25 protein-coding genes and 4 pseudogenes are annotated in these 25347 nt (G+C 59.2%); 14 read left to right on the top strand and 15 right to left on the bottom strand.

Features of this window, described 5'->3' with window-relative positions:
* Positions 1-188: 188 nt before the first annotated feature.
* The 3 genes from AWB82_RS08335 to AWB82_RS08345 all read left to right on the top strand — a co-directional run bounded on the left by AWB82_RS08335 (position 189) and on the right by AWB82_RS08345 (position 4648).
* Positions 189-2201, top strand: a complete 2013-nt coding sequence (locus AWB82_RS08335) for a TonB-dependent receptor (RefSeq protein WP_235023240.1) — start codon at positions 189-191, stop codon at positions 2199-2201.
* A gap of 65 nt (positions 2202-2266) precedes the next feature.
* Complete coding sequence (gene zigA, locus AWB82_RS08340) at positions 2267-3475, top strand: zinc metallochaperone GTPase ZigA (RefSeq protein WP_086966784.1); 1209 nt, start codon at positions 2267-2269, stop codon at positions 3473-3475.
* 69 nt (positions 3476-3544) lie between these two features.
* Positions 3545-4648: a CobW family GTP-binding protein gene (locus AWB82_RS08345; RefSeq protein WP_235023219.1), complete on the top strand. Its 1104-nt coding sequence runs from the start codon at positions 3545-3547 to the stop codon at positions 4646-4648.
* Positions 4649-5128: 480 nt separating this feature from the next.
* Here the strand turns inward: AWB82_RS08345 and AWB82_RS08350 are convergent, their stop codons facing one another.
* The 7 genes and pseudogenes from AWB82_RS08350 to AWB82_RS08380 all read right to left on the bottom strand — a co-directional run bounded on the left by AWB82_RS08350 (position 5129) and on the right by AWB82_RS08380 (position 11251).
* Entirely contained in the window at positions 5129-6649 is a 1521-nt protein-coding gene (locus tag AWB82_RS08350) for an ISNCY family transposase (protein WP_086966682.1), read from the bottom strand.
* A 190-nt stretch (positions 6650-6839) separates the two neighbouring features.
* Positions 6840-7142: pseudogene (locus AWB82_RS08355) on the bottom strand (MarR family winged helix-turn-helix transcriptional regulator); the annotation flags it as partial.
* A 22-nt stretch (positions 7143-7164) separates the two neighbouring features.
* Positions 7165-7953: pseudogene (locus tag AWB82_RS08360) on the bottom strand (alpha/beta fold hydrolase); the annotation flags it as partial.
* A 78-nt stretch (positions 7954-8031) separates the two neighbouring features.
* Positions 8032-9249 (bottom strand): pyridoxal phosphate-dependent aminotransferase, encoded by a 1218-nt coding sequence (locus tag AWB82_RS08365; RefSeq protein ID WP_086966684.1) that lies wholly within the window; start codon positions 9247-9249, stop codon positions 8032-8034.
* The gene (locus AWB82_RS08370; RefSeq protein WP_200818068.1) at positions 9246-9890 is read right to left on the bottom strand and encodes an RraA family protein; all 645 of its coding nucleotides are present in this window, start codon (positions 9888-9890) and stop codon (positions 9246-9248) included. The genes AWB82_RS08365 and AWB82_RS08370 overlap by 4 nt, the downstream gene beginning before the upstream one ends.
* Positions 9890-10570, bottom strand: coding sequence for an RraA family protein (locus AWB82_RS08375; RefSeq protein WP_086966686.1), 681 nt, complete (start codon positions 10568-10570; stop codon positions 9890-9892). The genes AWB82_RS08370 and AWB82_RS08375 overlap by 1 nt, the downstream gene beginning before the upstream one ends.
* A 21-nt stretch (positions 10571-10591) precedes the next feature.
* On the bottom strand, positions 10592-11251 hold the full coding sequence (locus tag AWB82_RS08380) for an RraA family protein (protein ID WP_086966687.1): 660 nt from the start codon (positions 11249-11251) through the stop codon (positions 10592-10594).
* 137 nt (positions 11252-11388) lie between these two features.
* Here AWB82_RS08380 and AWB82_RS08385 point away from each other — a divergent pair, with 137 nt between their 5' ends.
* The gene (locus tag AWB82_RS08385; protein ID WP_086966688.1) at positions 11389-12297 is read left to right on the top strand and encodes a LysR substrate-binding domain-containing protein; all 909 of its coding nucleotides are present in this window, start codon (positions 11389-11391) and stop codon (positions 12295-12297) included.
* A gap of 521 nt (positions 12298-12818) precedes the next feature.
* Here AWB82_RS08385 and AWB82_RS08390 read toward each other — a convergent pair.
* Positions 12819-13301: an RES family NAD+ phosphorylase gene (locus tag AWB82_RS08390; protein ID WP_086966689.1), complete on the bottom strand. Its 483-nt coding sequence runs from the start codon at positions 13299-13301 to the stop codon at positions 12819-12821.
* Positions 13298-13801, bottom strand: coding sequence for an antitoxin Xre/MbcA/ParS toxin-binding domain-containing protein (locus AWB82_RS08395; RefSeq protein WP_235023220.1), 504 nt, complete (start codon positions 13799-13801; stop codon positions 13298-13300). The genes AWB82_RS08390 and AWB82_RS08395 overlap by 4 nt, the downstream gene beginning before the upstream one ends.
* 549 nt (positions 13802-14350) lie before the next feature.
* On the opposite strand from AWB82_RS08395, the gene AWB82_RS08400 reads away from it, so the two are divergent.
* The 4 genes from AWB82_RS08400 to AWB82_RS08415 all read left to right on the top strand — a co-directional run bounded on the left by AWB82_RS08400 (position 14351) and on the right by AWB82_RS08415 (position 16019).
* On the top strand, positions 14351-14872 hold the full coding sequence (locus tag AWB82_RS08400) for a hypothetical protein (protein WP_143756688.1): 522 nt from the start codon (positions 14351-14353) through the stop codon (positions 14870-14872).
* The gene (locus tag AWB82_RS08405; RefSeq protein WP_077161772.1) at positions 14869-15090 is read left to right on the top strand and encodes a DUF3717 domain-containing protein; all 222 of its coding nucleotides are present in this window, start codon (positions 14869-14871) and stop codon (positions 15088-15090) included. Before AWB82_RS08400 ends, AWB82_RS08405 begins: the two co-directional genes overlap by 4 nt.
* 20 nt (positions 15091-15110) lie before the next feature.
* A complete protein-coding gene (locus AWB82_RS08410) occupies positions 15111-15614 on the top strand; it encodes a hypothetical protein (RefSeq protein ID WP_086966692.1) in 504 nt (167 codons plus the stop codon).
* Between the two features lie 102 nt (positions 15615-15716).
* A complete protein-coding gene (locus AWB82_RS08415) occupies positions 15717-16019 on the top strand; it encodes a hypothetical protein (RefSeq protein WP_086966693.1) in 303 nt (100 codons plus the stop codon).
* 86 nt (positions 16020-16105) lie between these two features.
* Here AWB82_RS08415 and AWB82_RS08420 read toward each other — a convergent pair whose 3' ends face one another.
* Together AWB82_RS08420 and AWB82_RS08425 are read right to left on the bottom strand one after the other, a co-directional pair.
* On the bottom strand, positions 16106-16549 hold the full coding sequence (locus AWB82_RS08420; protein ID WP_086966694.1) for a response regulator: 444 nt from the start codon (positions 16547-16549) through the stop codon (positions 16106-16108).
* Between the two features lie 40 nt (positions 16550-16589).
* The gene (locus AWB82_RS08425) at positions 16590-18287 is read right to left on the bottom strand and encodes a methyl-accepting chemotaxis protein (protein ID WP_086966695.1); all 1698 of its coding nucleotides are present in this window, start codon (positions 18285-18287) and stop codon (positions 16590-16592) included.
* A 441-nt stretch (positions 18288-18728) separates the two neighbouring features.
* Between AWB82_RS08425 and AWB82_RS08430 the strand changes: the two are divergent.
* Positions 18729-19297 (top strand): annotated as a pseudogene (locus tag AWB82_RS08430) (nucleoside 2-deoxyribosyltransferase).
* Between the two features lie 47 nt (positions 19298-19344).
* Complete coding sequence (locus AWB82_RS08435) at positions 19345-20256, top strand: tyrosine-type recombinase/integrase (protein WP_086966696.1); 912 nt, start codon at positions 19345-19347, stop codon at positions 20254-20256.
* Positions 20257-20350: 94 nt separating this feature from the next.
* Here the strand turns inward: AWB82_RS08435 and AWB82_RS08440 are convergent, their stop codons facing one another.
* Entirely contained in the window at positions 20351-20812 is a 462-nt protein-coding gene (locus AWB82_RS08440) for a hypothetical protein (protein WP_086966697.1), read from the bottom strand.
* Between the two features lie 219 nt (positions 20813-21031).
* On the opposite strand from AWB82_RS08440, the gene AWB82_RS36990 reads away from it, so the two are divergent.
* Complete coding sequence (locus AWB82_RS36990; RefSeq protein ID WP_143756689.1) at positions 21032-21418, top strand: hypothetical protein; 387 nt, start codon at positions 21032-21034, stop codon at positions 21416-21418.
* Between the two features lie 342 nt (positions 21419-21760).
* Here the strand turns inward: AWB82_RS36990 and AWB82_RS36995 are convergent, their stop codons facing one another.
* Positions 21761-22258 carry a hypothetical protein gene (locus AWB82_RS36995; RefSeq protein ID WP_143756690.1) on the bottom strand — a complete coding sequence of 166 codons (498 nt, stop codon included), beginning with the start codon at positions 22256-22258 and terminating at the stop codon, positions 21761-21763.
* 276 nt (positions 22259-22534) lie between these two features.
* Positions 22535-23181: pseudogene (locus tag AWB82_RS08445) on the bottom strand (TetR family transcriptional regulator).
* A gap of 162 nt (positions 23182-23343) precedes the next feature.
* Between AWB82_RS08445 and AWB82_RS08450 the strand changes: the two are divergent.
* The 3 genes from AWB82_RS08450 to AWB82_RS08460 are packed head-to-tail and all read left to right on the top strand — an operon-like array spanning position 23344 to position 24682.
* Entirely contained in the window at positions 23344-23802 is a 459-nt protein-coding gene (locus AWB82_RS08450; RefSeq protein WP_086966698.1) for a hypothetical protein, read from the top strand.
* A gap of 59 nt (positions 23803-23861) precedes the next feature.
* Entirely contained in the window at positions 23862-24281 is a 420-nt protein-coding gene (locus AWB82_RS08455; RefSeq protein WP_159462573.1) for a hypothetical protein, read from the top strand.
* Between the two features lie 8 nt (positions 24282-24289).
* On the top strand, positions 24290-24682 hold the full coding sequence (locus AWB82_RS08460) for a hypothetical protein (protein WP_235023221.1): 393 nt from the start codon (positions 24290-24292) through the stop codon (positions 24680-24682).
* A gap of 78 nt (positions 24683-24760) precedes the next feature.
* Here the strand turns inward: AWB82_RS08460 and flhC are convergent, their stop codons facing one another.
* Positions 24761-25345: a flagellar transcriptional regulator FlhC gene (gene flhC / locus AWB82_RS08465; RefSeq protein WP_086966701.1), complete on the bottom strand. Its 585-nt coding sequence runs from the start codon at positions 25343-25345 to the stop codon at positions 24761-24763.
* Positions 25346-25347 lie beyond the last annotated feature (2 nt).

Below are 25347 nucleotides of genomic sequence, written 5' to 3' on the forward strand. Positions count from 1 at the left end.
ACGCATCGGAGAGGTCACCCAGTTTCCCGGTGCGACTGCCGCGTCTACATTATGCAACGATATATTGTTGCGTTGATAGTGCGGGCGCCAAGAAAACGAAATAACTCGATACGACCGTGAAAAACAACTTCGGACGCCTCTCCCAACGTGCCCTCCGCCTGACGCCTGTGTCGCTGGCCTGCTTCGTTATGGCAGCGCAAGCGCAAGACACGGCAGCGAGCGATTCTCCGGTCCTTGGAGGCTCACTCGCTCCCGTCTTCGTCACGGCCAACCCGCTTGGCGACAGCGACCTCATCGCGCCCGCGACGGCGCTTTACGGCGACGAACTCACGCGCCGGCAAACCAATTCTCTCGGCGAAACCCTTAACGGTCTGCCGGGCGTATCGACGACGACCTATGGTCCGATGGTTGGCCGCCCGATCATTCGCGGCATGGATGGCGATCGCATCCGTTTGCTGCAAAACGGCGTGGCGGCGTGGGATGCCTCGTCACTGTCGTACGACCATGCCGTGCCGCAGGAGCCGCTGACCATCGAACGCGTCGAGATCGTGCGCGGGCCGGCCGCGCTGCTGTATGGCGGCAACGCGATCGGCGGCGTCGTCAACACCATCGACAATCGCATTCCGCGCGAGCCGATCAAGGGCGTGGACGGCGCGGTCGATGCGAGCTACGGCGGCGCGAACAACGCACGCGCGGGTGCGGCGATGGTCGAGGGCGGCAACGGCCAGTTCGCCTTCCACTTGGATGCCTTCGACCGCGAAACAAGCAAGGAGCGCATTCCCGGCTTCGCGCATTCGGACCGTCAACGCGCGCTCGACGGCCCGGACGCGGACGACGCCTACGGCAGCATCCCGAACAGCGACGGCCGATGGCATGGCGGCGCGGTCGGCGGCGCTTACACCTGGGCGGACGGGTACGCCGGTCTCTCGTACAACGGCTACGAGGCGAACTACGGCTCGGTCGCGGAGGACGACGTGCGTCTGCGCATGCATCAGGATCACGTTGCGTTCGCGTCCGAAGTGCGCAATCTGCAAGGCCCGTTCTCGCAACTGAAGTTCGACTTCGGCTATACGGATTACGAGCACAAGGAGATCGACGAAGGCGTGACCGGCACGACGTTCCGCAATCACGGTTATGAAGCGCGGATCGAGGCGCGCCACAGGAAGATCGGGCCGCTGGAAGGTGCAATTGGCGTGCAGGTCAGCCAGAACACCTTCTCCGCGCTCGGCGACGAAGCGCTCGTGCCGACTACGCAGACGACCAATGTCGCGCTGTTCGGCCTCGAAGAATGGAATGTCACCGACGCGTTCAAGCTGAGCGCGGGCGCTCGATATGAACATGTGAAGCATGACCCGACGGCAGCCGGCAACGAAAAGTTCGCGGGGGATACCTCGCGCGACTTCAACGCGGTAAGCGCATCGCTCGGTGCGCTGTACAAGCTCACGCCCGCGTGGGCGGTCGCGGGCAACATCGCGTACACGGAGCGCGCGCCGGCGCTGTACGAACTCTTCGCCAACGGCCCGCACGATGCGACCGGCCAGTATCTGATCGGCAATCCGGACGCGCAGAAGGAAAAGGCCGTGTCGGCGGACTTGTCGCTGCGTTATGCGAGCGGTCCGAACAAGGGCAGCATCGGCGTGTTCTATAGCCGCTTCCGCAACTATCTGACCGAGTACAACACCGGCCGTTTGGTCGACGACGACGATCAGCCGGTCCCGGCCGGCACCGACGACGCGCTCAACGAAGCGGTGTATCGCGGCGTGCGCGCCGAGTTCTACGGCATCGAATGGGACAGCAAGTGGCGCATCTACGAACACGGCGCGCACAGGGTCGATTTCTCGCTCGTCGGCGATTACACGCACGCACGCAACATGGACACGGGTTCGCCGCTGCCGCGCATTTCGCCGTTGCGCGCGACCGTTGCGCTGGACTACGGGTACGGCCCGTTCGGCGCGCGCGCGGAAATGGAACACGCGTGGGCGCAGCATCGCGTGCCCGAGGACGATCTGCCGACTGCGAGCTACACGAAACTCGGCGTGATGCTCACCTACAAGTTCCACGTCGGCACGACCAACTGGCTCGCCTACGTGCGCGGCGACAACCTGACGAATCAGGAAATCCGCTATGCGAGTTCCGTGGTGCGCGATATCGCGCCCGAAGGCGGGCGCAGTGTGATGGTCGGTCTGCGCACGACGTTCTGATGTCCGACGTTCCGACTCGAAGCGATGCGCGCGCGGCACGCGCATCGCGCAACAAGGAGCATTTCATGGACTCACGACTGCCGGTTACAGTGCTTTCCGGTTTTTTCGGCGCGGGCAAGACCACGCTGCTGAACCATATTCTCAACAATCGCGAAGGCCGGCGTGTCGCGGTGATCGTCAACGACATGAGCGAGGTCAATATCGACGCCGCGCTCGTGCGCGATGGCAGTGCGCAGCTATCGCGCACCGATGAAAAGCTCGTCGAGATGAGCAACGGCTGCATCTGCTGCACCTTGCGCGAGGACTTGCTGCTGGAAGTGAACCGGCTGGCGAAGGAAGGGCGCTTCGATCAACTGGTGATCGAATCGACGGGGATCTCGGAGCCGCTGCCGGTCGCCGAAACCTTCACCTTCGCCGATGAATCCGGTCAAAGCCTCTCGCACGTCGCGCGTCTGGACACGATGGTCACGGTCGTCGACGGCTTCAACTTTTTGCGCGACTACAGTTCGCAGGAAAGTCTCCAGTCGCGCGGCGAATCGCTAGGCGAGGAAGACCAACGCACGGTGGTGGATCTGCTGATCGAACAGGTCGAGTTCTGCGATGTCATCGTGCTCAACAAGATCGATCTGATCGACGATGCCGGTCGCGAACGGCTGCTGGCGATTCTGCGCGGCCTCAATCCGCGTGCGCGCATCGAAGTGTCGGCGTTCGGGCGCGTGCCGCTCGATCGGGTGCTGGACACGAAGCTCTTCGACTTCGAGGAGGCCGCCGAAGCGCCCGGCTGGCTCAAGGAAATGCGCGGCGAACACACACCCGAGACCGAGGAATACGGCATCGGCAGCTTTGCGTGGCGCGCGCGGCGGCCGATGCATCCGCAACGCTTCTGGGCGTTGATCAATGGAGAATGGCCGGGCGTGATCCGCTCCAAAGGCTTCTTCTGGCTCGCGAGCCGTCCGACCTATGCAGGCTCGTGGTCGCAGGCGGGCGCGGTGTGCCGACACGGCGCGGCGGGCTTATGGTGGGCTGCCGTCCCAAAGGCGCACTGGCCGACCGACCCTGAATCGCTTCAGGCTATCGAAAGAGAATGGGACCCGCATGTCGGCGATGCGCGTCAGGAGATCGTGTTGATCGGCATCGACATGGATGAGGCTGATCTGCGGCTGCGCCTGAACGCGTGCCTGCTGACGGACGCGGAAATGGCCGAAGGGCCCACGGGCTGGCTCGGCTTCGCGGACCCGTTTCCGGTGTGGGGCGGCGTACCGGAAGAAGCCTGACTTTTGGACGCGTGACGATTGACGTTTGACGCTGGCGGCGCGACGAGACCGCTCAACATCGGAGGCAGTGTGGCTCAGATTCCCGTTACTTTGCTGACCGGCTTTCTCGGCAGCGGCAAGACGACTGTGCTGAACCGGCTCGTGCAGCAGCCAGACATGGCGGATGCCATGGTACTGATCAACGAGTTCGGCGAGATCGGGCTGGATCATTTGCTCGTTGCGCATAGCCGCGAGGACGTCGTCGTGGAGATGAGCAGCGGCTGCCTGTGCTGCACGATCCGCGGCGATCTCGTGCGCACGCTGGTATCGATTCTGGATGCGGCCGACAGAAACGAAGCGCGGCGTTTCGCGCGTGTCGTGATCGAAACGACGGGACTGGCCGATCCAACGCCCATCGTCCATACGCTCGCCACGCATCCGGCGCTGAAGGAGCGCTACCGTTTCGATGGCGTGGCGACAACCATCGATGCCCGCAACGGCGAAGCGACGCTGGACGCGCACGTCGAAGCGGTAAAGCAGGCGGCCATGGCTGACCGTCTGCTGATGACGAAAACCGATCTTGTCGATGACCGGGCGCTGACGCAACTCCGGGATCGCCTCCACGCGATTAATCCCGTGGCGCAGGTCATGCACGTGAGCCACGGCGAAGTCGATGCGCGGCGGATGCTCGATATCGGGCTATTCACTGTCGATGGGAAGATCGCGGACGTCCAGAAATGGTTGGCCGACGCGCGTTTCGATGACCAGGAGCATCATGATCATAACGGGCATGGCCACTCGCAGGACCGCGACCATCTTCACCATCACCGTCACCACGACGTCAACCGGCACGACGACCAGATTCGCGCCTTCTGCTTCATCATCGACGATCCCATTCCCGATCACGTCCTCACCGAATGGCTCGATGTGCTGATGAGCCTGCTGGGCGTGTCGATGCTCCGAATCAAAGGCATTTTGAACGTGAGAGGTCAGGAGCAACCCATCGTCATTCATGGCGTGCAGCACGTCTTTCATCCGCCGGTTGCGCTCGATGCGTGGCCATCCGATGACCGGCGCTCGCGCATCGTGTTTATCACGCGATCAATCGGGCGTGAGACCATCGAGCAGAGCTTCCGAATTTTCAGCGAGGCATATGCGATTCGCGCGACGGCTGCTGGCCCAGTGCTCGGATGAGGCTTTTGCCGCCGCGCCCATGCCACAACCGAGCGTGACCGAGGGGTCGCCTCGCGTTGCCAAACCTCCGTTCCTTTGAGAGACAACTTCCTCGCCTCGCTTGTCAACGCGTGGCGAAGACCGCGAACGACTGGCCGTTGCACTTTGTCAATAGCCGCGCGGTGTACCGAGTATCGGGCGGCGAGCTACGTCGTCCCGAATTACTCAACCGGGGGCGCGCATTGGCGGGACTTCGGCGGATCTGCAGGCGCTTGGTCATCGCGTCGGACGATCCGACTCGGCGCCCGGTGGCGATTTCCTCTGCTATCGTTGGAGGCACACCGAAGAACTTCAAAAATTTCTTCACCTAGTTTCGATTCGACGTTCGATATGCTGACGCTGGCCTCTCGACCTGTATATGTACTAAGGAACTTAGTATAACTAATGTGTCAAAGCCAGATACAAATGTCCGATGTCTGGCTAAGTTAAAATGTCCGGGTGTCAGTGGTTTCGATGGCGTCTCTTTCTGGGTGCGAGCAACGTAGAGTCGAAGGATGACGCCTGATCAGGCAGGGCGCTTACGTTGATGTCGCTGGCATGTGCAAACCGATTACCAGATTTGCGGGTGGTCGACTGCGTGTCGTTGCGTCGCGCCTGTTGCAGAATCACTTGTTCGATATCGGCCTGCGTAATCTCGCGCTGCTTCTTTGTGCCGGGCACGCGGTTCTGAGTTCTGACCGCCCCACCCAGATGCGTTCGAGATGGCGCCTTGCCGATGCGCCGGTCGTCACGCTGAGCTTGAATTGCCTGAGAGATTTGCAGCACGTGCGCCAGACGCTTGTGCTCGACGATCGCGCCTTGATCGACCTCTGCCAGCCGATCATACGCGCGAGACGCAATGAGCCTGCCATTGGCACGGATCTCGATGCGCCCATCGGCATACTCCCAGACCTGCACATAGCGACTGATCAGCTTGCGATTGGCCGGCAAGTCATCCAGCAGATACATCACGCGATCGTATTGCACAGTCAGCGACTTGGTGACCTTGCGCGGCTCGCGCCAAGTCAACGCAAGCTCCAGGCTCTCGTCGGCGCGCAGCGGCCGATGCGCGTCGAACTCACTTCTCGGTGGCTTGGCAAAGCGCGCGTTGTAGGCCGCCATGAAGGAGGGCGCATACGCGTTCGCCGCGGCTACCGTGTTTATGCCGCGCAGACGCAACTCTTTCACGAGCCGATCCTGCAAAGTCAGGTGCGCGCGCTCCACGCGCCCCTTGGCCGAGCTCGAATTGGCGCAGAACGTGTCGATGTTGAGCTCATACATCGCCCGGCCAAACTGCGTGGTGCCATTGCCGGTTTGGCCCGCGGTCGTATTGCGAAACACCGAGAACTTGTCGCTGTAGAACGCCCCAGGCTTGCCATGACCCTCGATATACGCGGAGGTCGCCTCGAAGTAGCTGAACGTGGACTCGGTCGCGGTGAAGTGCAGTTGCATCAGCCGGCTGGTCGCCTCGTCCACGTACACCAGCAGCGTGCATTGCGGCGCGCGGTCCTCAAACCAGCGATGCTCGCTGCCATCGATCTGGATCAACTCGCCCAAGCACGAACGGCGCGCACGCGGCTGATAGACCTTGGGTGGGCGCTGACGGCGCGGCACCCAGAGGCCCGCTTCGGTCATCAAGTGCCGCACGGTTTCCTTCGAGAGGGTCAGTCCATGACATTCACGCAGCTTCTCGCAGGCGAGCGTCGGACCAAAATCCGTGTAGCGGTCTCGGATGATCGCCAATGCTCGATTCGCCGTCGCCGCATCCAGTCGGTTGTTGCTCGGTTTCGCTCGTCGGCACGAAACCAACCCGCTTGCCCCATGCTCACGAAAACGGGCTACCAGACGCCGAATCTGTCGGGTGGTCAGCTCAAGCCGCTCTGCGGCACGCCACGGCTTGAGCCGGCCGTCGGCTACGTCCTGAATGACCTTGAAGCGGTCGAGTTCGTGCATGGTCATCGTGATCCGTTCGATCGCTGCCATCGAAACCTCCGGCACCGGAGAGCCGGCGTGCGGATAGCTTAGGCGGAGCAAAAGCGGACATTTGAACTTGGCTAAAAACGGACATTACAACTTTGCCACTACATAATGTAAATGTGTTGAATAAGGTTATGTCAAGTAATGTGTAGTCCGAAGTAAATGGAAATCGCTATTTTTTTGACAAGAGATAGCGTCAGCCGCGCAGATTGCGCGCAAACATCTCGAGGCAGTTCTGAACAAGCGTCGCGTCGGCCGCCTGAATGTCCTTAAGCATCTGGTCTTCGAGCGAACGCACGGCGTCCATGCCCTGCCGCAACACGCCGCGCCCTTCCTCGGTTAGCCGCAGCACGACGATGCGCCCATGATTGGGATCCGGTTCGCGCGTGATCCAGTTTCTCGCGGTCATCGCAGTCATCACTTCGTTGGCGGATTGTGGCGTGATGAAGGATCGTTCGGCGAGTTGCGCATTCGATGCCTGCCCGCGCGCGTCGAGCAGAGGCTAACTCGGCTCTTGTTATGAAGTCAGCGATGGATTTCCACATCACCACGGGATTCGAATACATCGGGAAGTGTCCGCACTGCGGTATCTCGGCGAGCTCGACACCCTCACGCTCTATATGTCTTAGATAAGAAAGGTTCGAGTTCTGCTCGCCGTACATGAACATGCACGGGAAAGGGAGCCCCAGAAACTTCTGCATCAAATCTTCATGGTCCGACAGGCTGACCATCGATTTGAAGATGCCCGGAACGGCATCGGCGCGCACCTTGTGCCGCAGACTGGCGGAATACAGGGCGCTCGCATATGCGGGTGCGTGAAGCGCTCGTTCGATGAAGTCGTCAAAGAATTGCAACGCGCTGTCGCGGGGGTATTGTTCAATCTGTCTGCTGAGGAAGCAGTCTTCGGGCGCGATGTTTCCTTCTATGTCGGTAAAAGACAGTACGCGCCGTGGTAGCCGCGACGATAGCATCAGCGCCGTCAGACCGCCCATCGAATGTCCTACGAGGTGGAAGCGCTCAAACCCAAAATGGTCCGCGACCGCGAGGGCCGTTTCAACTAGGAATGGAATGTCGACTTTCGCCAAGTCCGCGCATTCGGTCTCTCCGCACCCCGGCGCGTCGTACGCTGCAAAGGCGTGACCTTCGAATTCACGGTGTTGAACGATGTCGGCGTAGTCTTCTTTGGTGGAGCCGAACCCGTGTAAAAACAGAATTGGCGCCTTCGACCCTTGTCGGGAAAGTGCTGAAACGCGCACCGACGTCCCAGTTACCGATAATGGAATCGACGACAGCTGGAAGTCTCGTGTCATGGAATTGCGAATGAACGACAGGTCTTGGAAGGCCTGTCTGGTTAAAGACCTTTGCCGTGATGTCGGGTTTGCGTCAGATCAGCGCTCAAGATTGACGCAAAAATCCCCGATGGCATCACACGCTCGCGCCAGCGACTTGTCGTCGAGAGCATATGCAATCCGGATATAAGGGCTAAGCCCGAACGCGCTGCCATGGACAGTCGCGACGCCCGCCTCATCGAGCAGCGCGTTCACTACCGCCTCGTCCCCATCAAGATACGTACCGGAACGCGTCGTCTTTCCGATCAGGCCTTCGCAGGAAGCAAACGCATAGAATGCGCCTTGGGGCACGAGACAATGAAGCCCGGGAGCTTGATTAAGCTGCTCGACTACTCGGTCGCGACGCCGTTGAAAAGCGGACCGAGAATGCAAGATGAAGTCTTGGGGCCCTGTCAGTGCCGCGAGCGCTGCGTGCTGAGAGATGCTCGATGCTCCGGAGGTCTGCTGACCCTGCAGCTTCTCCATCGCGTCGATGAGCCAACGCGGACCCGTGCCATAGCCGATGCGCCACCCAGTCATTGCGTACGCTTTGGATACGCCGTTCATCGTGAGCACGCGTTCCCGCAACCGTGGCTCGACCTGCGCAATCGTCACGAACTGGAGGTCATCGAAAATCAGATGTTCGTAGATGTCGTCAGACAACACGAGCACCTGGGGATGAGCCAACAGTACTTCGGTCAAGGCCTGCAATTCGGAGCGACTGTAGACAGCGCCGGTTGGGTTCGAGGGCGAATTCAGAAGCAACCACCGCGTCTTCGAGGTGATGGCCGAGTGAAGGTCATCCGGTGTGAGCTTGAAACCGGTCGCGGCTGTGCAGGGCACGATGACTGAGGCGCCCCCGCACAGCTGAACAATTTCCGGGTAGCTAACCCAGTATGGCGCAGGAATGATGACCTCGTCGCCCTCATTGAGGGTTGCCGCGAGAGCGTTGAAGATTACCTGCTTTCCTCCATTACACACGAGCGTATCTTGCCAATCGACCACAAGTTCGTTTTCTCGTTCGAACTTCTGGGCAATGCCCTCTCGCAACGCTCGAAGCCCGGCTACCTGGGTATATCGAGTTTGACCTGACTTAATGGCGGCAATCCCCGCGTCGCGCACGTGCTCGGGCGTATCGAAGTCCGGTTCTCCGGCGCTGAGCGAGATGATTGAGGCCCCGCTCGTTCGTCGAGCTGCGACACGGTCGATTACCTTGTACGTGGCGGACGGACGCGCGGCAGCAAGGAAACGATTCAACGTGTTGAGTTCCGTGGTCATCGCGTCTCTCTCCAACTCGTCAGACCCATGAGCTCAAGCGTGCTGCGCCCTTCGCGGAGTTCTTTCATCATCTTCGCTTCTTTGTCTGCCCGAGCCTGGCCATTGGCAACGGTGCGCAGTGCATCGTCAGCCGGAAGCACGAGAACTCCATCATCGTCGGCGACGACCAAGTCGCCAACTTCGACGGGTGTACCGGCGAAACTAATTCGGCGACCCACAGAGGGCGAACTTGCCTTAATCGTTCCTCGCATCGACACACCTCTCGTGAAAACTGGGAAGCGTCGTGCGACCAAGGCGGCAATATCACGCACGCCGCCGTCGATGACCAGGCCAACGACACCGGCGGCCTCGGCTGCGACAGTCAGAACCTCACCCCAGTACCCAAAAACAAAACCACCCGTTGAAACCATCAGAACGCTGCCTCGGGGCACTCGCTCCATCGCGATGTGGATAGAAAGGTTGTCACCAGGCGAGCATTCGAGGGGGTACGCCGAGCCCGCGATGGACGCGCCTCGCCACACGGTTCGAATGTTCGAGTCGACAGCGCTCATTGGAATCCCAGAAGCCTCATAGAGCGTGGAAGTGCCCAGTTGCCGAGCTTGTTCCAAAACGCCCTGGTCGAATTGCGTGGTCGCGGGCATCATCCCTTCCTCTGCAGCGTGTGGTAACCGAGTGCAGCGCGAGCCTCGCCCAGCGTCTTTCCCTGTGCGAGCTGTTCGCGAATCCGCGACTCGGTCTCTTCAATCTGCCGCGCCGTGGCGGCGACCTCTCGAGCGCGAGCTCTTGGAACGATGACGACGCCATTTGCATCAGCGACAACGACGTCTCGCGACGCGACGCGCACCGTTCCGATGCCGACCGTCGAATTCACCGACTCCACTTGCACACGGTCTTTCCCGGTTCGCATGAAGCGGCCGGAAGTGAACAACGGGTAGCCGTCGCCCAGCGCTTTGTTGACATCGCGGCATACCCCATCAATCACAGTAGCGGCGATGCCGCGCAGGCCTGCGTATTGGGTCATGATGTCGCCCCAGACCGTGCAATCAGTGCGGCCATCGTTGTCGATGACAACAACATCACCTTCGGCGACGTCATCGATGAAGTCACCAACAGTGCCAGGTGGCACGCTCGCAGGAACATACTTAACAGTGAAGGCCGGTCCGACAACGACCTTGGTGTAGTCAGCTAGCGGAGCGATGCCGAGCGCTTGGCCGTGGATGCCGAGCTTGTCCAGCGCATCTGATACGCCTGGCGTATCCAAACCGGCGAGAAGTTCAACGAGCTCGCGGTCTTCTGCGCTTGCAGCTTTCGGATTCGTCATATATTGCTCCAGAAGAATTGATTATTGGGCTCGGATGGCCTCGAATTCTTTGTCGTGCATGACTTGGGCGACCGACCGCCCCGCGCGAACCGCAGCGACCATGCCGTCTTGGCGACGGACAATACGCTCACCCAGCTCAAGGACATCATCGATTCGCGCGGCCGGGACGAATACAGTGCCGCAACGGTCAGCAATTACGAAATCGTCTTCATTGACGGTGACGCCCGCGATCTGAACGGGCTTTCCAGAGTCGACTTGAATGACTCGATTACGGGCGCTAATCATCGTCACACCGCGGCCGAATACCGGGTAGCCGACGGCCTCACTGCCTTCGATGTCTCGACTCACCCCGTCGATAATTGAGCCGCGGACTCCCTTGGCGACCGCAGCGTTCGCGAGGATGTCGCCCCAGCAAGAGATTCCCTCAAGGCCACCGCCGATTACGAGAACGCGGTCGTCCGTCGAGACGGCGTCAATAACCGGGGAAATAAGATGCACCGTGGGAACAACATCCGTTTTTGGTCCAAGCTGAATGGTGCTAGCGCGGCCAACTATCTTGGGACAATCCCAAAGAGGTCGAAGGCCAAACGTCGCGCCCGCTATGCCTAGAAAATCGAGTGCATCGGAGACAGTGTTCGTATCGAGTGAAGCGAGTCGCTCAAGAGTAGACGCGTAAGTCATGGTGGTGGGTCCGTTTGCCGATGAGACCCATGGTCGGCTCCGACAATTGATTTGTAAATTCGCATTTCGATATGTGTCTGATACGATTTACCAATCAGCGAATTCGCTGCAGACGTCTTTACGTGCGGGGTGCAAACATGACCACGATTGATTTCCGTCTAATTCGTCAGCTGTGGATGTTTCTGGCGGTGGCAGAGGAAAAGCACTTCGGCCGGGCCGCGGCGCGATTAAATATGTCGCAGCCTCCCTTGACTGAGCAGATAAAGGTACTCGAACAATCGCTGAAACTCTCGTTGTTCGACCGGTCGCGTCGCGGCACTCAACTGAGCGCCGCGGGCGCCGCCATCCTGCCGGCTGTTCGGCAGTTTGCGGACCAACTGGAACGGCTCGAGCGCGTTGTGCGGGAGGTTGCTGCGGGGCAAACTGGCGTGCTGCACGTCGGCGCAATCACGTCCGCAATGTTAGAGACGGTTCCGGCAGTCTTGGCGGCACTGAAACGCGTCCATCCCGAGCTAACGGTGTTCATCCGCGAGATTGACAGCGTAGAGGCGATACCAGCCCTCGAAGCTGGGGAGCTTGATGTCGCGTTTGTAAGGCTTGACGGGAAAGTCGGTCACGGAATCTCAACGCTACCGCTGGCGGAAGACCGCCTCGCCGTCGCGGTTCCGCGCAATCACCCACTTGCAGATGTCCCTCGGGTCCGTCTGCGGTCTCTCGCCGACGAGTCTTTGATAATGTCGTCGCGTCAAGTCAGTCCTGCGTACTTCGATTTCCTGACGGCAGTCTGTCAGTCGCATGGTTTTGCTCCCCGAGTGCTGCATGAGGTGCGGTCTGTGATGTCGCAGATTGCGTTTGTCGGATGTGGCCAAGGCCTGGCTCTTGTTCCCGCGTCAATGCAGAAGCTTGCGTCTGAAAATGTCGTTATTCGGCCTTTGCAGGAGCGCATCATGGTTGTCACTGCCGCTCTTGCGTGGAATCCTAGCCGGCACCATCCGATGGTTGATGCAGTCGTTGCGTGGGCAAGGCGTGCTAACGGCGGGCAATGACGAGGCCCGAAAACATGACGGGAATTTCTACGGGCGGTTAATCGCACTTCTGTGATACGGCGCTTTGCGTAGAGGCAGACAGGCTCGCACCTCGTCAGTAATGCAATACACTCACGAGCAGCCCCCCAACACATGTCTGCTACAACATGGCAAGCTACTTCCATTATGTCCTGCAATCGCTCCGGGCTTTTATTGTGGTCGCAGAAGTCGGAAGCCTCGCGAAAGCTTCTAAGCGCACCCTGACCCTTGGCGCGGTGAGCAAGACTATGAGGCTGCGCTTGCGCCGGCTGACGAGTAGACGTTGACAGGCGGCGAGTGCAGGCCGTCTCAACTCATCAGGCGAGCGGATAAATTTAACATAAATAGTATTATCGCACTTTACGTAGTTGTCCTAAACGAGTAGAAATGAAGTTGACTACGGCTCCTTTGACCACAATACGCAAGCAAGTGATGCCCATCAATTTCTATGGGAAATACTACTTTCTCAGGGGACCGTCAGAAATCTGATATCGGGATGTGGCTCATCGCGTCGCTTGACCAAATAGCCGCGGATCCAGCGTAAAGGGTTCTGCGCTTATGACCTTGACGCGCGCCATCTCAGGATGCATGGGATTCAGGAGCAGATTGAAATCACTTGGGCAGACGACGGACGGTACGCGCATCGCCAATTGTTCACCAGCCTCAAGCCATCGCCGGCCGAGCGCTCTAGTTGCCGGGGGGTCGCGCGTCAGATCTGCCCAGCCTTCGGGTAGAACAGGTATGAACGCGGCGTCATAGGCGGCGTCTGGCACTTCCAGCGTCACGAGAAAATACCCGCCAGCCGGCAACAACCCTGCCATGTGCACCAGCGCTTCAAGTAGTGCCGTTGACGCGTGGCAACAGGAGTAAAGGACACGCATTCCGCGCGGGTTCCATCGGCCGCCGGCGATCGCCGCACCGTTGCCGCTCAGATCATCGGCGCGGTAATAGCCACGCCGTTCTTTCGCGAGGCGGTAAAGCCTCATGCGGATACGCCGTGAATGACGCGCAGCAGAATCTCGCGCACGCGATCGTAGCCGGGTTGGGAGTCGAGGACCTCAAGCGGGCTGAGTCCCGCGAGTTCCGCATTCGATCGTTGCATCCATGCTGCAGCTAACGCCGGATCCTCAAACACCTCGACAGCGAGTTGACGCACGTACAGCACGCGCGCGACGCGGTCCGACTCGGCCGGCGACAAGCGCTCCTCGCGTGCCATTTTGCGCAGGATCGTTGAACTCGGCAGGTTGAGATTCGCGAGCAGCGTTTGCACCGGCACGTGCAACAAGTCCTTCGCAACGCGCTCAATGATCGCCGCTTCCATGCCTTCGCGGATCTGCCGACGCTGCTCGAGAGGGTCGAACCGGATCAGGAACGTTTCAATATCGTCGGTCTGGGCGACGGATTCACCAGCGACAACTAATGACTTCGTTGCATGCGGTGCTGGACGCGTGGGCATATCGCGCCCGGGCGGTGGATTCGAGCGCATGATTTACGGCTCCCAAATGAGAATATTGTGATTCCCATTGTAGAACTATCCCAAACGAGAATCAAGCTTCTCCCGTTTGGGAAGCGGGTCATGCGGCCGCGAATCAGGTCGCTATGCTAGGACCGGATGCTCTAAAGAACCACGCCTTCACTGCCGACCCATAATTTTCTACCACGTGGTAGTCGCAGACGCAAATAAAAGGGGTCGTTCCCCGCGGCGCTACGAGTTCCAGCCAGCCGTTAAAAGGTGAACGTGGCGCTAAGATTGAACGCGTCCCTTCGCTGTGAACCTATCCTGTAGAGCCGGGTGTACAATTTGCTGATCGAGTTTTCGCCTACCCTCCTCACCGAGAGTAACGGCGGTGCGCCCGAAGATCACGCTCCCGGACGGTCCGGCCGCAGCGTCAACGAGCAGCTTGCGAGAGTCCTAGCGAGGACGAAGTGCGGACCAGAACGCGCCGTAAAGCGTTAGGCAGGTTTGGTCCTCCCGATAGAGAGTAATCGATCGATTCGCAAGAAAAGCGCCGCCCTACGAAGCGGCGCTTTTCATTTGCATCAGCAGCTCTACCGCAGAACAAAAGAAACGGACTGGTGTGCCGTTAAAACATCGATAAAGTTTACGGGCTGTCCCTTCAATGAATTCCATCCTGCAACGGCAATTACAGAGGAAACAAATCGCGTGTTGAAGCCAAAAGTTAACGTTTTCAAAGTTGGCGAAGCCTTATTGGTAGCCAAGAAAGAAGTCGTCAATCGGTGCGTTGAAAAAGCTAAGTGCGAAGGGTCGAGCTTGGCCGCAGCTGGGAAACAAGGGGCAAGGTTCTTTTTGGACCTAGCCAAACTGAACTACGGTCTTTCGGAGGCGACCACAGCCCAATACGTGCGAATCTACGAGCGCTTCGCCGACTCTCGACATCGTGCGGAGATGGAGGCGCTTTTCAATGCGGGCGAACTCGCGGTTCTCGCTGCCTACTCGGACGACGAACTTACGGAGGTCGTATCGGCAAAGGCAGCGAACCCGAACATGACTCGTGAGCAACTTTGGCAGTTGATGAAGCTGCGTGAAGCGGCATGAACGAATACACGATCACTGATATTGAGAACGCCATCAACTATTGGCGATCCCGCCAGGCGGCGACGGATGACTTCGCCGTCTGCCCAAGAGCAAGGGTCCTAGCCGACGTGTATGGAGCGATGATCTATCATCAACGGGAGCGCGTCGACGCGAGAAATCTGACGGCGGAACAAAACGAAGCGATAGGTCTTGCGCTCGCCCAGAAGGAACTCTTCTAATCCCAACGGGAGGGGCGAAAATGTCGAACGATGATAAAGCTTTGGTATGGGTCGACGCGGAGGCCGGAGGCGGTCGCGTCGAGATCTATTCGCGAGAGGTATCGAAGGCCGACGCACTCCGCATGTTTGCTTCAGCTAGCAGCGACACGCGAGCGTTCGAAGAAGACCTCACCGACTGGGTCGCGACGGAGATCGTTGGCGACGTTCTGTACGCCGGCTATTTCTACCCTAAGAGCAAAGGCTTAGACGAAGAAAAGCAAGTGTCGTTCGCGCTCGTAAATGCGTGCGAAGCGATCAGCAAGCATTTTGGCATCGACGCGGGGATCCTCGAACACGCATTGCGGCCAGAGAATCTGGCAGAGTTGGCCGCGGCACGGGATGCAGAGATCGCATCTCTGGTCCATGATCTTCCAGAACTTACTAAGGACGCCGAGACCGTGCGAGAAAAGCATGCGTCGGTGCAAGCGGCTCTTGCCGATGAGCTTGCGAAGGCCATCGCCGCCGGAAAAATCACCTCCCACTGAGCATCCAAGACGCGTCAGGCGCTGCCTTGACAATGCTGTCGCGTCGGTACTCTAGGTAGTGAGCCAAGCATCCTGCTCGGCCGCTACCGATGGAGAATTTGGATGGCTTTTCGTATCGACCCCTCGTCCATAGCGTTCCTCGAAACCCGCCGTGGCATCAACGCGACCGCGACGATCGTGTCTGATGAAGGCGTCAAAATCGGCGAAGTCGACGACATTGCAGAGCGGATCGTTGCGGATGTCACGTTTGTATCGGCCGCCGCCCGCTCGATGTTTGTTGGTGAGGCGCGGCGTGTAAATCCAGTAGTTCTCGGTCGCACCGACCACAACGACGATATATTCGCATCCGAGTACGCGCGAGCGCTTCTTGCGAAAGCGGAGAAAATCCTGCTATCCAGCATGTGACGGACGGGTCGTCCTCGCACCACGAGCCCGAGTTAGTGTGCCCTCTCGCCCATGCGTTTCCGTGATTGACACGCGTCGGACCGACGTTACATCGTCCTATCGAAGATTGCGCCGAATACGGATGCGCCGTGATTTGTTGGTGCGGCGCTTGCCGAGAGCGGCGCAATTTGAGCGAGCTTGTCTGCGAGGGCAGCCTCAGAGAACGGCTTTACGATATAGCCGCTGGCACCGGCGCTGATCGCCGCGAGCACGTTTTCACGCCTCTTTTCGGCGGTCACCATCAATACCGGTAGTTCCGCCAGATCCGACTTGCGAATCTCCTGCAGGAGGGTCAGCCCGTCCATGTTCGGCATGTTCCAGTCGGTTATGACGAGATCGAATTCTTGCGCGCGCAGCTTCTCGAGCGCTGAAACTCCGTCCTCTGCCTCGTCGATGGTCGTATAACCGATAGCCCTAAGCATTTTTCGGATCAGATTACGCATGGTGGCCATGTCATCGACCACCAACAAACGCGTATTGGCATTTACCATCTGTGAACTCTTCCTTTTTCCACCGTGCCTCTCGGTAAGCTTAGAACGTCGACCAGTCGCCGTCAGCCGCTGCCACAACAGCTGCCGGCTTCGGTGCACTCGACGGCTTCAGCACTCGCGTCGTCGTGCCGCTCTTCTTCGCGTGTGCGGCGCGCGGCGTTTGAGCAGCACTGTTAATGAGTGGCTGAACGGCAAGCGTCTGACCGGTGCGGAACACTCCTATGGCGGTGGTGAGTTGCTTCGCTTGGTCCTCCATCGAACCTGCCGCGGCCGCTGCCTCCTCAACGAGCGCTGCGTTCTGCTGCGTCACCTCGTCCATCTGTGAGATGGCTTGGTTCACTTGCTCAATGCCACGGCTTTGCTCGTTCGAAGCCGAGGCGATCTCGCCCATGATGTCGGTGACGCGTTGAATGGCAGTGCCGACCCGCTGCATGGTTTCCCCTGCCCGCGCGACAAGTTCCGTACCGGCTTGCACTCGGTTGCCGGACCTTTCGATTAGATCTTTGATCTCCTTCGCAGCGGCTGATGAGCGCTGTGCGAGACTTCGAACCTCGCTTGCCACTACCGCAAAACCACGGCCTTGCTCGCCTGCGCGCGCCGCTTCAACTGCCGCGTTAAGCGCCAAGATGTTCGTCTGGAAGGCGATGCCTTCGATCATCCCGATGATCTCAGCGATCCTCGCGGAACTCTCCTCAATGCCCGCCATCGTGTCGACGACTTGGCCGACGATGGCGCTGCCCTCGTTGGCGACGACGTTGGCATTGTCCGCCAGCCCGCTCGCCTGCTTGGCGTTCTCAGAATTCTGCTTGACCGTGGAGGTTAGCTCTTCCATGCTCGCGGCCGTTTCTTGAAGAGAAGCTGCTTGCTCCTCTGTGCGCGATGACAGGTCCGTGTTGCCAGCAGCAATCTGTTTGCTAGCGCTGGCAATCGCCTCACTGCTCAGCCGAACAGTGCTGACAGTGGCGGCCAATTTCTCTTTCATGGCGGCGACGCCGGCAAGCAATTGGCCCATCTCGTTGTGCGTCTTGATCGACACCTCGTGCGTCAGGTCGCCGTCCGATATGTGCTCGAAGTGCTTCAGCGCCTCGGCAAGTGGCGTCATGATGGCCCGGCGCAAGAAGAACCAGGCGAGCGCTGCGGTAGCTACGCCAACAAGCAAGGCCAACACCCCAAGGGTGCGCAGCCCTTTCACGCGGGCGTCGCTCTCGGCCGTCTGACGCTTCGCATCGGCAATCTGGAAATCCTGCAGCTTTTCGAAGGCTTCAATACAACGGGTGTACGACGTCGGCATATCCTGGAAAGCAATGCGGCCGACCGCCTCGTTGTCGCCCGCTTCTATCGCAGCGCCGAATCTGTTGATTGCCTGTCGCATCTCGGCGCGAGACTCGGCAACGCGCTTTGCCAATTGATCCTCATCGGCTGCGCGCGGCAGGGAGTCATACTTGCTGTACCACTCGTCTGACTGACGCATGAATCCATTGGCTCGTGCGATCAGCCCGCCCGCGTCTTTGTCCGCCGGATTTATCGCATAGCGGTCGAGTGCAAGCCGCGCGCGAGCGATGTAGTTGTTTGATATGCCGAGGGCGTTGACCGCCGGTAGCGAGTTCTCAGAGATGTCTTTGGTCGATGAATAGGTAGCACCGATGCCGTACAACCCGAAACCGACTGACAGCGCCAGCAGAAAACCGAGGAAAATCATGGTGAGCGCAAGCCGCGCCCGAATCGTCAAGTTCTTCATTGTTCTTGCTTCTAGCGTTTAACAGTAAAGGCAGTGCGATCGCGCGGTCGCGGTGCTCTCCGCTTCTGGGATAGAAGCGATCAGTGTCTATCGGCACCAAACCCCACGCGCTCCAGTGAAATTTTCTACGGCGGCACTGACGTGGGCGTACCGGTAACGACGACCACACACGCGCCCTGCGCCTCTCGTATGGCTGACTTGACTTAAGGGCGTTATTGGTAAGCTCCTAGGAATCTAGTAGCCGCACAGCGACGCCACGAACCGATGCCCAAAAGAAATCCCACGAAGTCGCAGCGCGCAGTGATGGAGTTGCTCGATCAGGGCTTACCGGTCGAGCAGATTGCAAACAGTCTCGGAAAGAGCGCCTTGGCTGTGAAGAAGCAGCTCAACCGGATAAAACGACGGGTCCGCGAAGGAAGGATCGACCCCTCTCCGCTGCCGATCGAGCGCGCCGCGAGCGAGCCGCGCATCTACCTCGCAGGCTTCGATGTGTTTCGCCGAGACGCGAAGGAACACGGCGAGCAGCTCAAGCAGCTCTGCCGCGATCGTGGCTTCGTTGGTCTCTATCCACTCGACGACTCGACGGGCAACTGCCCTCCTCGCTCCAACGGCAAGACGCTGCTCGATGGATATATGCCGCGAACATCGAACTGATCCGGTCGGCCGATATCGTGATGGCGAACCTCGACGACTTTCGCGGGTCCGGCGAACCAGACAGCGGAACGGCTTTTGAAGTTGGTTTCGCGGCCGCTCTCGACAAACCGGTGTGGGCCTATCGCTCCACCGAAAAGACGCTTGTTGAGCGCGTGAAGGCAGCGGCGATCGGGAGCGAAGGCGGTTTTTGTGCCGGCGGCTACCTGATCGAGGACTTTGGCCTGAGCGTCAATCTGATGCTGGCGTGCTCCGCGCGGCTCGTTGTCGGCGGACCGGGCGCTTGCCTAGACGCCATTCGTAGCGAGGTCGACCAAGTTACCCCCCGCGTTGGTGGCTCGGGGTTGGCGAAGCGTTAGCTTCGCTGTAGGGTTTGGGTTGAGCGAACTTCAGTATATCGACTTCCATGCCTGCTGATACTTGGCTTGTTGCACCCGAAGACGCCTACGCCCAATGGCAGCGCGAAGAAGCGACGGGCGCGGATCGCCGCGCTTTTGCTGACCAGTCGATCGTGCAGCACCGTTCGATGTTCTCGCGCTTTAACGACTATCTGATTGCGCACGGCGCGACGGTGGCGAGCTTCGGGGCGGACCACATCGATGGATTCTTCGCGGAACTCGTGCAGGACTGCGCACCCGGCACGACGACTCGCCTGCGGTACCTGAAGCTGATTGACCGGGTCACGCGTCACCTCGTGAACATCGAACTGCGCACCGATAATCCGGCCGCGCTGATGTTAGTCAACGAGAACTGGCCACAAGACGAGCCAACGCCGATCTATCTTTCACCAGAAGACGATGCACGGCTACAAGCGGTGTGCGTTGCAACCGAAGGCGCGGCGTTCAAGGAACTGCGAAACACGGCGATCGTGGCGCTCTTCCTGGCGTCAGGGGTCACGGCCGCCGAACTTAGGCAGTTGCGCGTCGACGACCTCGATACGCATGGCGAGCGCCCTACTGTCTTCGTTGACAAGCACGGGCCGCGGATAGCACGACGGGTTCCGATCGATGCCTTCGCTATCGACGTACTGCGCAGCTATCATGAAGCGCGCAGCCGCATTCAGCCGCCAACGCAATGGCTGTTCATCGCCACGGCGGGCGGCAAGCCTATGCAGCCGGATACGATGCTGAAATGTGTCCGCGTAGCGCTACGCCGTGCGGACTTGTCGGCCGCCGACGAGAGCCCGCGCTTACTCCGAAATACGTTTGGTCGTCGGCTAATCGAAGGCGGCAAGACTAACGAGCAAGTGAGCAATCTCATGGGCTTGTCCAGCCACCGCACGGCTACTCGCCTTCGTCAAACACTCGGACCGGGCTAGACGTCCGAAGCACAAGCTTAGTGGCTTCCGGCCGGCCTCGGCCACAATGCAGGATCAATACGTTGACCGAATAACGTCGTCGCACGTAAGCACGTCATCGCTGGCCAGATGCTTCATCCTGGTCTTCTTGCAAGCGCAAACGACCGGTCGAATCCGCGCGTCGAGCCGGCGCACGCGTCACGCTGGAACCACCCTTGAGCCACCTATCAACGGCTATCAAGCCGGCGTGTGAGAACTCGACCATTTTCTCAACCGCTTTCGCTGTCTGTATTTGTTGCGCGATTTCGAGAGGGATTGCACCACAGGCGATTAACACACCCTTTCCGCTAATCGCCTGCTCTATCGTCTTCCCACCAAAGGACAGACGTACGCGAAACGACGGCGGCTCATCTGCGTCTGGCGAGTACGCAACGTCAAGTGTCGAGTCCGCAAAATCGGTCCACAACCCGGCGAGTTCAGGGCATTCACTGCCCGTAAGCTCCGCTGCACGGTCGAAACCATCATTCACCTTGGTTATGGACCGGCTGTCGGCGTTAATCAGGTAACACAGAAACATGTCGCCTCCGGCAGTTGGACGTCCATCTCTGAGTCGCGGCTTTGAGCTCACAACTTTGGTCGAATGGCTTCCCGGCAAAGGGACGTGAGCCGCGGTCCGCGGGTGCCCGCCACAGCGCGCCGTATTGCCAATCTCCCGCTTAAGCATAGGAGCAAAAAAGAGCCCTGAGCTCGGCTTTCGCGTTCGCCACCAGAAAGGGGTGAAGCAGAGGCGAGACTCGTGAACCAAGATTCAGGTAGTCCGCCGTGGCATCCACCTTGCTTTACTTTCAAGAAACACATTCAGAGCGAAAAGGATGAAAGCGACAATTTGGGGACATACAAGCCTGCCGGACGGGCATCAGGAGATTCATCGCTTTGCTTTCGAACTGCACGACGGAAGTGCGGCTCCGCCCGTCCGCGAGTCTGTTTCTTTGCGCACCGCTCGTGTGTCGTCGCACATCTACAAGATGGCAACGCATTAATCCAGATGTTCCGAGCCATGGTGAATAGCGAGCCGGCGGACTACGATCACCTGGTCGGACAGACCTTTGAGGATGATTTCATCGAAAATGGTCCGAGCGATCGCGTCGATAAATCGCAGAAATGGCAGAACGCCGATCGCTAACGCCGTGACATTGACGTTCGGCCCGCGAGGCGCTTGTCGGCCGTGAAGGGTCGTTCGTCGCGGCCGCCATTCGACATTCGTGCGTCTGTTTCCGCATCCGTGAACAGCCATTCGAACACTGATAAGGCGGGGCGCATGGTCTTGAAGTTTGTTCGACGCCTGCCCGTGTCTGCGGGCGCAGAAACCCGGGACGGCGTGCGGGCAGGCGTTCAATTCGGCCTTTGCCGACATCAGTTGACCGGAGCCCTTAAGGTGCAGGAGGCCAGGGAGTATTCAGGCTATTATGTCTTTGGAGAACTGCTGCTCGCCATTCGAGCTTATCCGTCGCTTCATACCCAAAGGTCAATCGCTGGCCGGGGTCGAGGACGCGTCGGAAAAATGACATTGCCCCCGGCGGCAAATGCTTGGTATCGACAGACACATAGCAGGCACTGACCATCTGTTGCGAATGTATCCAGGCGGTTCTTCTTCCATGCTGATATGGACCAATCCCGATAGTGAGTCGTCGTCCGGAGACTCGGAGACGCGGATCAGTTCAAGCGTTCCACGGTCCGTCTTACCTGACCAAACAATCTGGTCTGTGGCTCCCCGGTAGTTCACGTCAAACGTGAACTCTTCGAGCTTTCCATTTAGCAATGTTCGTCGAATGACTGCCCGCTTTGTCCGGTCTGACTCGTTTTTAAGTAAAAACACGGTCTTGTCATACCAGAGCGAGACCTGTTGCACCGGCCCCTGCATACACCAACCCGGCGGAAGGCCGTTGGGCAATGTCGTAGTCGTCGTGTTGCAGAAGGCCGGCTCGATTGCGGAGCCGGTTTCCGGCTGCCCATCTGCTGTCATGTAATGCTCCAAAAATGACTTTTGGCGTCCGCAAACGAAGTTGCACGTACGTCCGTCCGAAGGCTAGAAAGCATTGGAAGCAATGTAGGCGAACGCTATGAGTGTTGCAAAGGCTTCACTCACGGCTTTTGTGAGTTTCCGACGTCCGGCACGGACCTCGGAAGGCGCGCAGAGCTGTCGGTGTTCAGCCACGACGAGACGTAAACATAGCGCGGCGATGGACGACCGAAAACGGTCGACAGCAGCCGTGCCGATTCATACGTCGGCGTCCTGCGGCTACGTTGTAGAACGCAGATAGGCGTCCAGTAACTCCAAGTGCAATTCGCAGATTTGCGCCCGATCAGACTGGCGCGCATAGTCGCGGCCCGTGAACGCGCTGATAGTGAAGCGATTGGAAGCGATGTAGTAGCCCATCCCAACTAGCGTGACATAAAAATCCAGCGGATCGATTCCGCTACGAAACTGTCCTGCATCGGCTCCGCGCGCAAGAATCGACCTGACGACTTCAACCACTGGCGAGATCGTCTCGCTGAGTTTTTGTGAAGTCTTCAAGTACCGGCCCTGATGCAGGTTCTCGTTGTTGATCAGCCCGATCCATTCGGGGTTGTCCCATAGATGCGCCCAGATGGAGGTAGCGAGCGCTGCCATCGCCTCGCGAGGCTGCAGGCTGCTCAGGTCCAGCTCGCTCTCCTTCTTCGCGTAGTCGGCGTACATGGCCTCCAGCACAGCAACATACAGCAGTTCCTTACTGCCGAAGTAGTAGTAGAGCATTCGTTCGTTGGAGCTCGCGACTTCGGAGATTGCGTCGGTCCGCGCGCCGGCTAGTCCGAACTTGGCGAACTGGCTTTTTGCCGCTTCAGAATGCGGCGACGAGTCCCTTCGGGATCACGCTTGACTACTGGCTTAGGCGGTCTGCTGTCCATTTTTTGTCGGTCAAATTAGCGGCGGCATATGGCTGCTTGACAGCATTATGGACGCCAAGTCGCACGCTCATCGGTTTGCCGGCTTCCCTTGACTTCACTGGCCGTTCCGTAGGCTCGGTAGTGAGTCGTGGCGATGGTGTCGCGGCAGCTAACGGAGGGAGCATGGCGTATCTAGGGCAATTCAGGGACATCGTCTACGCGAATGAGAAACGCGAGCCTCGCGTCGCGACTTACCGCTTGGTTCTACTCGAAGAAAAACCCACAGCGGCTGTTGTGATCCACCTGCATCGTAAGCACCACGCAGGAACCGTTCGCCTCGCGCGAGAGCAAGAACTCGACGTCGTCATCGGCCGCATTGTCGGCCAGGACCTTCGGGGCATTCGCGTGGACCGCACGCGTGTCGTGGTCGAGACCGACCGGAGTTTCACGGAATACTCGCTCGACTTTAATGCGGCTGACCTGCCGACCACTCGGCCGTCTGCCGAACCATGGAAGCCCCCCGTTGTCTCCGTAGAGTCACGCGACATCGTCGGCGGCAGTCTGCCCATCTTCGTGGACCTAGCAAGCGCGCGCCCCGTCGACGCGTGGCTGCTGAAGGTTCTGGAACGACGGTCCAGATAAGGGCTTTTCGGCAAACCCTTAAGAATTTCGCGGCGCGTCCGCTATGACGTCATCTACCGTTGACCAACAGTTTTAGGGAGAAGGGATCTGCTGTGCCGCCGAGATTTATAGAAGCAGGAAACGAGATAAGCCTCGCGCTTTTGGACATCGAGTTCGACGTATTCGAGCAGTACAAGACGAAAGAAGACCGCATCGATGCGCGTCGCGCCGTCCATGAGCAGGTGCGTCAGAAGTACGGATTGGCGAGCGCTCGCGAGGCGGTTCGCTGTCGCGAGATCAGCGCGTTGGTCGCGAACCGGCCCTTAATGATGCATCTCTTCGACTATGACGAACTCAAAGCGATGTGCATGCTCAGGGTGAAGCCGGCACTCGTTGACCAATTCGTTGCAGCAAAACGAAGGACGTCGTCGTTTGGCTTACCGGATATTCTCGGATTGGCTCTCCGCGCGAAAGAGCGCCACGATTGGGGTTGGGACTAGGAGCGTCGATGCAACGATATGCGGTCGGAGAATGGGAATCGCTGTGGAGTAGCGAGCCCTACATGAAGCACCGGTTCGTGCTCGATCTTGAGTCGTGCACCGTAATCGCCGGCGAAGACCGCGTTCGTCGTCACTGGTGGTCGATGCGTCTTGAGCACGTCGCCTATATGCAGCAACTTCTCGACGAAACGTTCGATTCGATATGGGACGAGCCAGACGAATTCGGCTTTGTTCGTCAGGACGAGATACCGTCATGGGCGACTAAAGCATGGCCATGGCCGCCGTTGCCAGAGGTCGAAGAGGTCGAGAAGATGCTCGACAATCCCGACATCCCGCTAGAGCGCGACGAATCCGGCTGCATCGTCTTTCCGCCCCGCTTCGTCGCCGACGGACGGCAGTAGCAGCGGACAGCGCTGTTGCTGCCCGTCAGTCGAACTCGCGGCTCTTCAACGTGCCAAGGGCCGCTCGCGGATAAACGCTCAGGCCGCCTTTGCCTGCAAGGCGGCGTCGCGCTCGAGCGCGGCTTTTGCGGCCGCCTTCGTCTTGCCTGCTCGCGACGGCGGCTGGCAAATGCCGCACACCATCGAATGCGACGGCTCATGGGCGTGCGTGACGAACTTGCCGCGGCAACGCGTGCAGCCCGCGAGACGCAGGATGCCGGCGTCCTTGAAACGGATGAAGGTCCACGCGCGCGTCAGGTCCATCTGCAACGGCTCGCCGATCATGTCGAAATGCTCGGCGTAGAGCGAGTACGCACGAGTCAGTAGATCCACGCGGTCCAGCCCTTTGCTGTTCGCTTCCAGGAAGGCGTAGACGTTCGCAAACATCGACGTATGGATGTTCGGCGCCCACGTCAGATACCAGTCCTCCGAGAACGGCAGCATGCCCTTCGGCGGCGATGCACCCTTCACTTCGCGATACAGGCGAATTAGCCGTTCACGCGAAATCGTCGGGATTTCCGATTCCAGCACTTGCATGCGCGCGCCGAGCTTGATCAGCGCGATCGCGCGCATGACTTGAGCAGCTTCGGCAGCCAGGCTTTTGGAGGAAACGGTCGTGGTCATGG

Origin of the sequence: Caballeronia glebae (genome assembly GCF_001545035.1) — a bacterium.
GTDB classification, from domain to species: Bacteria; Pseudomonadota; Gammaproteobacteria; order Burkholderiales; family Burkholderiaceae; genus Caballeronia; species Caballeronia glebae.

Excerpts from the sequence above, each read along its gene's own strand:
- AWB82_RS08440 (WP_086966697.1), bottom strand. The coding sequence starts at position 20,812 with ATGTTTCTGTGTTACCTGATTAACGCCGACAGCCGGTCCATAACCAAG.
- AWB82_RS36995 (WP_143756690.1), bottom strand. The coding sequence starts at position 22,258 with ATGACAGCAGATGGGCAGCCGGAAACCGGCTCCGCAATCGAGCCGGCC.
- AWB82_RS08410 (WP_086966692.1), top strand. The coding sequence starts at position 15,111 with ATGTCGAACGATGATAAAGCTTTGGTATGGGTCGACGCGGAGGCCGGA.
- AWB82_RS08370 (WP_200818068.1), bottom strand. The coding sequence starts at position 9,890 with ATGCCCGCGACCACGCAATTCGACCAGGGCGTTTTGGAACAAGCTCGG.
- AWB82_RS08375 (WP_086966686.1), bottom strand. The coding sequence starts at position 10,570 with ATGACGAATCCGAAAGCTGCAAGCGCAGAAGACCGCGAGCTCGTTGAA.
- AWB82_RS08365 (WP_086966684.1), bottom strand. The coding sequence starts at position 9,249 with ATGACCACGGAACTCAACACGTTGAATCGTTTCCTTGCTGCCGCGCGT.
- AWB82_RS08335 (WP_235023240.1), top strand. The coding sequence starts at position 189 with ATGGCAGCGCAAGCGCAAGACACGGCAGCGAGCGATTCTCCGGTCCTT.
- AWB82_RS08395 (WP_235023220.1), bottom strand. The coding sequence starts at position 13,801 with ATGCGCTCGAATCCACCGCCCGGGCGCGATATGCCCACGCGTCCAGCA.
- AWB82_RS08425 (WP_086966695.1), bottom strand. The coding sequence starts at position 18,287 with ATGAAGAACTTGACGATTCGGGCGCGGCTTGCGCTCACCATGATTTTC.
- AWB82_RS08450 (WP_086966698.1), top strand. The coding sequence starts at position 23,344 with ATGGCGTATCTAGGGCAATTCAGGGACATCGTCTACGCGAATGAGAAA.
- zigA (WP_086966784.1), top strand. The coding sequence starts at position 2,267 with ATGGACTCACGACTGCCGGTTACAGTGCTTTCCGGTTTTTTCGGCGCG.
- AWB82_RS08385 (WP_086966688.1), top strand. The coding sequence starts at position 11,389 with ATGACCACGATTGATTTCCGTCTAATTCGTCAGCTGTGGATGTTTCTG.
- AWB82_RS08415 (WP_086966693.1), top strand. The coding sequence starts at position 15,717 with ATGGCTTTTCGTATCGACCCCTCGTCCATAGCGTTCCTCGAAACCCGC.
- AWB82_RS08435 (WP_086966696.1), top strand. The coding sequence starts at position 19,345 with ATGCCTGCTGATACTTGGCTTGTTGCACCCGAAGACGCCTACGCCCAA.
- AWB82_RS08405 (WP_077161772.1), top strand. The coding sequence starts at position 14,869 with ATGAACGAATACACGATCACTGATATTGAGAACGCCATCAACTATTGG.
- AWB82_RS08350 (WP_086966682.1), bottom strand. The coding sequence starts at position 6,649 with ATGGCAGCGATCGAACGGATCACGATGACCATGCACGAACTCGACCGC.
- flhC (WP_086966701.1), bottom strand. The coding sequence starts at position 25,345 with ATGACCACGACCGTTTCCTCCAAAAGCCTGGCTGCCGAAGCTGCTCAA.
- AWB82_RS08460 (WP_235023221.1), top strand. The coding sequence starts at position 24,290 with ATGCAACGATATGCGGTCGGAGAATGGGAATCGCTGTGGAGTAGCGAG.
- AWB82_RS08380 (WP_086966687.1), bottom strand. The coding sequence starts at position 11,251 with ATGACTTACGCGTCTACTCTTGAGCGACTCGCTTCACTCGATACGAAC.
- AWB82_RS08390 (WP_086966689.1), bottom strand. The coding sequence starts at position 13,301 with ATGAGGCTTTACCGCCTCGCGAAAGAACGGCGTGGCTATTACCGCGCC.
- AWB82_RS08420 (WP_086966694.1), bottom strand. The coding sequence starts at position 16,549 with ATGGTAAATGCCAATACGCGTTTGTTGGTGGTCGATGACATGGCCACC.